The organism is Kitasatospora sp. NPDC057223, assembly GCF_042669755.1.
Classification (GTDB): Bacteria; Actinomycetota; Actinomycetes; order Streptomycetales; family Streptomycetaceae; genus Kitasatospora.
Map to the genome: position 1 here is coordinate 1 of NZ_JBHUWW010000219.1, position 8224 is coordinate 8224.

The following is an 8224-nucleotide window of genomic DNA, read 5'->3' on the forward strand; positions in this document are numbered from 1 at the left end:
TTTTTTTTTTATAGCCCCCGGGCGGGCCCGGGGCCCCGCCCCGCCCCCGCCAGGCCGTGGTGCCTGCGGGTCAGCGCGAGGCCAGCGACGAGAGCTTGCGGGCCGCGCCGTACTGGCGCAGCACCTGGGCGAAGGTGGTGTGTCCCTGGGTGGTGCGGGCGAAGGCGCGCCAGGCCGGGTCGACCAGGCAGACGGCCGCGTGGAAGAGGTGCGGGCGACGCTCGAACGCGGCCAGCATCTGCTTGCCGGCCCGCATCTCCACTCCCAGCCCCGCCTTGATCGCGAAGGCGTAGTTGAGGGCCTGGCGCCGCACGTCGGTGGCCCCGTTCGCCTCGGCGACCTTGACCGCCCACTCGCCCGCCAGCAGGCCGGAGCGCAGCGCGTACGAGATGCCCTCGCGGGTCCACGGCTCCAGCAGCCCGGCGGCGTCCCCGGCGACCAGGACCCGGCCGCGGGAGAGCGGCGAGTCCTCGGCGCGGCAGCGGGTCAGGTGACCGGACTCCACGCTCGGGGTGAAGCCGGACAGGCCGAGGCGGCGGATGTAGTCGGCGAGGTACTGCTTCGTCCGCTCGCCGTCGCCGCGCGCCGAGATGACGCCGACGGTGAGGCTCCCGGACTCGGTCTTCGGGAACACCCAGCCGTACGAGCCGGGCAGCGGGCCCCAGTCGAGGTGGATCCGCCCGGCCCAGTGCGCGCTGACCTCGGGCGGGACGGGGATCTCCGCCTCCAGGCCGAGGTCGATCTGGTCGAAGGTCACGCCGACGTGGCGGCCGACCCGCCCGGCGCTGCCGTCCGCGCCGACCACGGCGCGGGCCTCGAAGGTGCGCCCGTCGGTGGCCGTGACGACGGCGGTGCGGTTGTTGCCGCCCTGCTGCTCGACACCGCTGACGGTCACTCCGGTGACCACCACGGCGCCGGCCTGCTTGGCCGCCTGGACCAGCCGGTGGTCGAACTCGTCCCGGTTGACCAGGCCGAACAGCATGCGCTTCGAGCGCCGGGTGCGGGTGAACCGCCCGTCGTGCGCGAAGGTCACGGCGTGCACGCGGTCCTGCAGCGGTAGTTCGAAGCCGGGCGGGAGGCTGTCCCGGGACGGGCCGATGATGCCCCCGCCGCAGGTCTTGTAGCGGGGGTGCTCGGCCTTGTCGAGCAGCAGCACCCGCCGGCCCTGCGAGGCGGCGGCCCGGGCGGCGGAGGATCCGGCCGGCCCTGCGCCGACCACGACCACGTCCCAGATACCGTCGAGCGGTTCTGGCCCGGGGAGTTCTGCACCGAGCGGGCTGTGGGAAACGGAGCTAGCGGAGTCTGTCACGTCGAGCCATCCTATGCGTCCGACCGGCCTACCCGCTGCCCCCGCCACACTCGCGTCGAAATTGCCCGTCGGTCCGGCGCGGGCCGGGCTCCCGTCCGCCGCGCCCAGGCTGGCCGGATCCCGCTCCCCGCCGCCCCGCAACTACGCCGTTGCCCGCCGCCGCTGAGCCGCCGTCGTGGCCGCCCGGGCCGCCGGGTGGACCGCCCGGCGGCCGGCGAGCAGCCGTACGGCGGCGGCGTAGCCGACCGCGCCGACCGCGAGGCCCGCGCCCGCGCCGAAGCACAGTTCGGCGATCAGGCCCCGCTCGCGGCGGGCCAGCCGGTGCGCCACCCCGGCCACCGTCGCGGCGCCGAGCACCGCCGTCCCGGCCCGCCTGGCACCCGGCGACAGGGCGAGGGCGGGTGCGGGCACGGCGCCGCGGGCCTCCCGGGCCGTGTACCGGGCCAGGTACCCGAGGGCGACCGCCGAGGAGCCGTACTGCAGCACGGTGTACAGCGGCAGGCCCGCCACCCGGGCGTCGAGGACGGGCAGCAGGGCGACGCCGTACCGGCCGCCGTGGGTGAAGCCGTCCCATCCGACGTGGGTGGCCGCGCCGACGGCCGCCGACACGGCGAACCAGCCGGCCCGCTCCAGTCGGGGGCCCGCCCCGCCGCGTGCGGTCATCGCCTCGGCGGCGCCGGCCCAGCGCTCGGGCAGCAGGGCCACCAGCGGCTCGCGCAGCAGCCCGTGCCAGCCGGCCACCAGCACTCCGGCGAGCGCCACGTCCACGGTCGGCACCGCCCACCAGCGGTGTGCCAGGGCGCCCTGCCGGTAGGCGCCCCGGACCAGCGAGTCGGCGAAGAAGGGCAGGTCGGGCGCCATCGACCCGGCGATCAGCGCCGAGGCGACCAGCGGGCCGCGGGCCCTGGCGCCAGCCAGGAACGGGAGGACGGCGGCCGGGTGGCTGAGAGTGAACGGCATGCGGCCCATCCTGCCCCTCCCACCCGGCGCCGCCCCGGATCCCGGCCGGGCCGCGGTCAGGCCGCGTCGACCGCGCCCGCCAGGCTGTCCGCGGTCAGGCCGTCCGGGGTCAGGCCGTGGGCGGCGAGGCCGTGCGGCGCCGGGCCCTCGGCCGCCGGGCGCCCGGCCTCCAGGTAGCGCAGTTCACCGCGCCGCCGGGCGTCCAGCGCGGCGGCCAGCCGCCGGTGGCGGCCGGGGGTGAGCAGGGCGGCGGCCTCCTCCAGGGTGACGAAGCGCCAGGCCCGCAGCTCCTCGGCGGGCAGCCGCAGGCGCTGGCGGGCCTTGGCGTCGAGCCTGCCGCCGTCGTACACCAGCCGCAGGCCGCCGCGGCGCGGGCCGGTTCTCGGCTCCCAGTCCACGGCGAGCAGGCGCAGGTCACCGGCGTCCAGCTGCAGGCCGAGCTCCTCGTCGGTCTCCCGCAGGGCCGCGTCGGTGGGCGCCTCGCCGCGTTCGACGACGCCGCCGGGGAACTCCCAGGCGGGCTTGTAGACGGGGTCGACGAGCAGCACCCGGTCCTGTTCGTCGAAGAACAGCACGGCGGCGGCGACGGTGTCCCCGGTCGCGTCGGCGCTCTGCACGATGGGACAGCGCGCGGCGCCCTCCCCGACCAGCACGGCGAGGCGTTCGGCGGTCTGGCGTGCGGTCAGGCCGCCGGTGTCGACGAGTTCGGCGTCGCGGCTGAGCCAGCGCCGGGCGGCGCGGTACCGGGCGAGGTGCTCCAGGCGCAGGTCCCGGGTGCCGGCGCTCCGCTCGGGCTCGCCGGGGTGGGCGTCGTGGCCCTCGATGCGGGCCCGCAGGATCGTTTCCGCAGCGTCCAGCACGAAGTGGTGCACGGCGAGTCCGCGCGAGGCCAGCCCGCCGAATATCTCGTCCCGGTAGTCCTCCCGCAGCACGGTCATCGGGACCACCAGCGGCCCCGGGACCTCGCCGAGCAGCGCGGCCGCCACCTCCGGCACCAGGCGGCGCCAGGACGGCAGGTCCTGGAAGTCGGCGAGCCCGGCCGCCCGATCGGGCGGCAGCATCCGGGCCAGCCCGAGGCCGACCAGTTCGGGGTCGTACAGCAGGCTCCCGGGGAGCAGTTCCACCAGTTCACGGCAGACGCTCGTCTTTCCCGCGCCGAACGTTCCATTGACCCAGACGATCACAACGTCCCCTGCCCTCGGTCCGCCCGGCGTCGATCGCACCGGGCGGCGCGGCCCGGCCTCCCGGCGCCCGCACCAGAGAAGGTGGTACCCGCTGCGCGGCGGTGCCCATACCTGCTGTTCCCGGCCGCCGTCGGTTACCGGCCTCGGCCCTTGTCAGCGGCATGTGCCCAGGCCGACGGCCGTGCGGGCGCCTGCGGTCAGCCCGCCGAGGCCCCCCGGCGGCCGCCGGCCCAGAGCGCCGCCGCGGCCGCGCCGACCAGACCGGCGTCGGTGCCGAGCTGCGCCGGGCGGACCTCCAGCCCCCGGACGAACGACAGGGCGGCGTACTCGTCGAGCCACTTCCCCAGCGGTCCGAACAGGACGTCGCCGCACTGGGCGACGCCTCCCCCGATCACCACCACGTCCAGTTCGACCAGCGTCGCGGTGGCGGCGATCCCCGCCGCCAGCGCCTGCGCGGCCCGGTCGAAGGCGGCCAGCGCGAGCGGGTCGCCGGCCCGGGCGGCCGCCGCGACCCCGGTGGCCGAGGCGTCGCCGTCGGCGGGCCGCCAGCCCGCGGCGCGGGCCCGGCGGGCGATGGCGGTGCCGCTGGCGAGCCCCTCCAGGCAGCCCCGGCCGCCGCACGGGCAGGGGTCGCCGTCCAGATCGACGCTGATGTGCCCGATGTGCCCGGCGTTGCCGCTCGGCCCGGGGTGAAGCGCGCCGCCCAGCACCAGGCCGCCCCCGACACCCGTCGAGACCACCATGCAGAGCGCGTTGTGACGGCCGCGCGCGGCGCCCAGCCAGTGTTCGGCCGCGGTCATCGCCACCCCGTCGCCGGTCAGCACGACGGGCAGCCCCGGTGCCAGCGCGCGGACGCGTTCGACCAGCGGGAAGTCGCGCCACCCGGCGATGTTGACCGGGCTGGCCAGCCCCCGGACGGCGTCCACCGGCCCCGCGCTGCCGAGCCCGATCCGGGTGACCCGCGCCCACTGCGGCTCGGCCCGGAGCTGTGCCAGCACCGCGGCGACGGCCGCGAACACCGTCTCGCCCGGCTCGCCGGCCGGCGTGGGCACCTTGGTCCGCCGCGACAGCAGGCCGTCCTCGGCCCCGACGAGCGCCCCCGCGATCTTCGTTCCCCCGATGTCGATCGCCGCCACCAGGGCTTGTTCGCTGTTCACAGCAGCCGACCCTACCCGCGGCGGCGCGCGCTGCCCGGTGACAGCGCCGAGTGCCGCCCGCACGGCGGCGGACGGCACCCGGCAAGGCCTGCGGGGCTGCGCGGACGGATCAGGGACGGCCCATGTAGGACGGGTAGTACCCGCTGCTGATGCCGGAGACCCGGATGTTCGTGCCCGGCCGTGCGGCCTCGACGTACTGGTTCCCGCCGAGGTAGATCGCGACGTGCTCGATCCCCCGGGCGCTGCCGTCCTCGGACCAGAACAGCAGGTCACCCCGCCTCAGCTGGCTCGCCGTGACCGGCGTGGTGGCCGCGTACTGGTCGTTGGCCACCCGGGGCAGGTCGATGCCGCCCCGCCGGAAGGCCTGCTGGACCAGGCCCGAGCAGTCGTAGCCGTCGGGGCCGTTGCCGGCCGTGACGAACGGCTTGCCGAGCTGGGCGAGCGCGAAGGCGACCGCCGTCTCGACGTCACCGCTCTGACCGGACGAGGCCGACACGGTGTCCGAGGACGCCGCCGGGGCCGCGCCGGTGCGCTGGAGGTAGACGTCCTCGTGGCTCGTCCAACGCCACTGGCCGCTGCTGTTGCGGAACCAGTAGACCGAACCGTCCCAGCCCTGCGAGATACCCCCGCCCGACGAGGACACCCGCGCCACCGACGACGCCGGTACGCCGCCCGTGCGCTGGAGGTAGACGTCCTCGTGGCTCGTCCAGCGCCACTGGCCGCTGCTGTTGCGGAACCAGTAGACCGAACCGTCCCAGCCCTGCGAGATGCCCCCGCCCGACGAGGACACCCGCGCCACCGACGACGAGGCCGAGGCGGTGGTGCCCGTGCGGGCCTGGTAGACGCTGAGGTGGGCCGTCCAGCGCCACTCGCCCTGGCTGTTCCTGAACCAGTACTTCGAGCCGTCCCAGCCCGCGTGGGCCGGAGCGGTCTCGGCGCTCGCGACCCCGACGCCGGTGCCGAGGCCGATCGCTCCCGCCCCCGCCGCGATCACGGCGGCCATGGCCAGGCCACGGCGGATCCGTCCGGTCCGGGCTATCCGGGTGGACCGGGCCCGCTCTGCGGTGAAGGCGGTGGTCGGCTCGGTCTGCGGGGCGCTCGGCGCGCCGGTGTCGACGGTGTTCATCGGCCTGCTGTCTTCCTCTGCTGACATGGGGTCTGCTACGGACCACCCAGGGTTTTCAGTACTGGGTGTCACGTTAGGCACGCACCCGGACACAGCGCGCAACGAGGTGAGCCAATGGGTGGTTCACGCTCGGTGAGCCGGCGTCAGCAGACCGGCCCTCAGCTCCGGAGACCCCGTCAGGTGCGGGGGGCGCCGCCCGCGTCCTGCTCCTGGAGGAGCTGCTTCTTCAGCACCTTGCCCATCGCGTTGCGCGGCAGCTCCTCCACCAGCACCACCCGCCGCGGCCGTTTGTGGACGGAGAGCCGCTCGGCGACGAACGCGGTGAGCTGCTCCCCCGTCACCGCGCCGGCCGGGACGACGTACGCCACGACGGCCTGCCCGAGGTCGTCGTCGGGCGCTCCGACCACGGCGGCGTCCGCCACCGCCGGGTGGTCGCGCAGGGCCGCCTCGACCTCGCCGGCCCCGATCCGGTAGCCGCCGCTCTTGATCAGGTCCACCGAGGCCCGCCCGACGATCCGGTGGAAGCCGTCCTCGCCGATCACCGCGACATCACCGGTGCGGAACCAGCCGTCGGCCGTCCAGGACTCCGCATCGGCGTCCGGCCGGTTCAGGTACCCGGAGAACAGCGTCGGGCCGAAGACCTGCAGCTCACCGACGCTCTCGCCGTCCTGCGGGACGGGCGAGCCGTCCTCGCCGACCAGCCTGGTCCGGACGCCGTCCAGCGGCAGGCCCACGCTGCCGGGCCGGCGGTCGCCGTCCGCCCGGGTGCTCACGGTGATCAGCGACTCGGTCATGCCGTACCGCTCGATCGGGGCGTGCCCGGTCAGCGCGGCGAGCTGCTGGAAGACGGGCACCGGCAGCGGCGCGCTGCCGGACACCAGCAGCCGGGCACCACGCAGCCCGGCCGCCGCCGAGTGGTCGGCAGCGATCCGCGACCAGACCGTCGGGACGCCGAAGTACAGCGAACCGGCCGCCTGCGCGTATCCGGCCGGGGTGGGGCGACCGGTGTGCACCAGCCGGCTGCCCGTCCGCAGGGCGCCCAGCACACCCAGCACCAGGCCGTGGACGTGGAACAGCGGCAGGCCGTGCACGAGGGTGTCCTCCGCCGACCACTGCCAGGCCTGCGCGAGCGCGTCCAGGTCGGCGGCGACGGCGGCCCGGCGGATCACGGCGCCCTTGGGGGCACCGGTCGTCCCCGAGGTGTAGAGCACGAAGGCGGTGGCGTCGGCGGCCGGTTCCGGGTGCGAGGCGGCCGAGCGCTGGGCCGGATCGACCGGGAGGATGGTCAGGCCGGGCAGCGCGTCCACGCCCTCGGGCGCGTCCTCGCCCGCCGCGAGGGCGAGCAGCGCGGCGCCGGAGTCGCGCAGGATGTGCGCGCGCTCCTTGGGCCCGGAGTCCGGCGGCAGCGGCACCACGGGGACGCCCGCCAGCAGCCCGCCGACCACGGCCACCACCGTCTCGGCGGTCGGCCGGGCGAGCACCGCGAGCGCGGGCGCCCCGGCCACCCGGTCGGCGACGGCGACGGCCGCCCCGAGCAGCCGCTCGCGCGAGAGCGCGACCCCGTCGATCCGCAGGGCGTCGGCGCTGTCGCCGTACCCGTCCTGAAGCGCCGTCAACAGGCTCATGTGCCCCTCCGCGTCGGTTCCCCGGTCTTCGGCGCCGACTCTACGGCCCGGGGGACGCCGGAGGGCGCGGCGGGCCGTTTCCGGCCGCCGCGCCCTCCGGGCACGCCCGCGTGTGCTCAGCCCTTGCGGGCCTTCACCTCGGTGGTGAGTTGGGGGAGGACGGTGAAGAGGTCTCCGACGACGCCGTAGTCGACGAGTTCGAAGATGGGGGCTTCGGGGTCCTTGTTGACGGCGATGATGGTCTTGGAGGTCTGCATGCCGGCGCGGTGCTGGATGGCGCCGGAGATGCCGGCGGCGATGTAGAGCTGGGGGGAGACCTGCTTGCCGGTCTGGCCGACCTGGTTGCTGTGGGGGTACCAGCCGGCGTCGACGGCGGCGCGGGAGGCGCCGACGGCTGCGCCGAGGGCGTCGGCGAGGTCTTCGACGACGGTGAAGCCGTCGGCCGCGCCGACGCCGCGGCCGCCGGAGACGACGATGGCGGCCTCGGTGAGTTCGGGGCGGCCGGAGGCAGCGCGGGGGGTGCGGGCGGTGACGGTGGCGGCGTTGCCGGTGAACTCCACGGTGACGCTGTGCACGTTGGCGGGTGCCGGTGCGGGTTCGGGGGCGGTGGAGTTGGGCTTGACGGTGATGACGGGGGTGCCGTGGGTGACGGTGGACTTGACCTGGTAGGACGCGGCGAAGGCGGCCTGGGTGGCGAGGGGGCTGCCGTCGGGGCCGGCTTCGAGGTCGACGGCGTCGGTGATGAGGCCGGAGTTCAGGCGCAGGGCCGTGCGGGCGGCGATCTCCTTGCCCTCGCCGGAGGAGGTGAGGAGGACGGCGGCGGCGCCGGTGGCCTTGGCGACCTGGGTGAGGGCGTCGACCTT

General features: G+C 76.0%; 7 protein-coding genes. All 7 read right to left on the bottom strand.

Translation table 11 applies throughout. The features are described 5' to 3' along the window. Positions 1–70 precede the first annotated feature (70 nt). On the bottom strand, positions 71–1324 hold the full coding sequence (locus ACFUK0_RS38505; RefSeq protein WP_380258467.1) for a geranylgeranyl reductase family protein: 1254 nt from the start codon (positions 1322–1324) through the stop codon (positions 71–73). A 126-nt stretch (positions 1325–1450) separates the two neighbouring features. After that, the gene (locus tag ACFUK0_RS38510) at positions 1451–2269 is read right to left on the bottom strand and encodes a DUF4184 family protein (RefSeq protein ID WP_380258460.1); all 819 of its coding nucleotides are present in this window, start codon (positions 2267–2269) and stop codon (positions 1451–1453) included. A gap of 56 nt (positions 2270–2325) precedes the next feature. Beyond that, positions 2326–3453, bottom strand: a complete 1128-nt coding sequence (locus ACFUK0_RS38515) for an NUDIX domain-containing protein (protein ID WP_380258462.1) — start codon at positions 3451–3453, stop codon at positions 2326–2328. Positions 3454–3650: 197 nt separating this feature from the next. Next, positions 3651–4610, bottom strand: coding sequence for an ROK family protein (locus ACFUK0_RS38520; protein ID WP_380258463.1), 960 nt, complete (start codon positions 4608–4610; stop codon positions 3651–3653). 109 nt (positions 4611–4719) lie between these two features. Beyond that, positions 4720–5763, bottom strand: a complete 1044-nt coding sequence (locus tag ACFUK0_RS38525) for a C40 family peptidase (RefSeq protein ID WP_380258464.1) — start codon at positions 5761–5763, stop codon at positions 4720–4722. A gap of 149 nt (positions 5764–5912) precedes the next feature. Beyond that, positions 5913–7361, bottom strand: a complete 1449-nt coding sequence (locus ACFUK0_RS38530) for an acyl-CoA synthetase (RefSeq protein WP_380258465.1) — start codon at positions 7359–7361, stop codon at positions 5913–5915. Between the two features lie 116 nt (positions 7362–7477). Next, a partial coding sequence (locus ACFUK0_RS38535) for an electron transfer flavoprotein subunit alpha/FixB family protein (RefSeq protein WP_380258466.1) occupies positions 7478–8224 on the bottom strand: 747 nt, incomplete at its 5' end.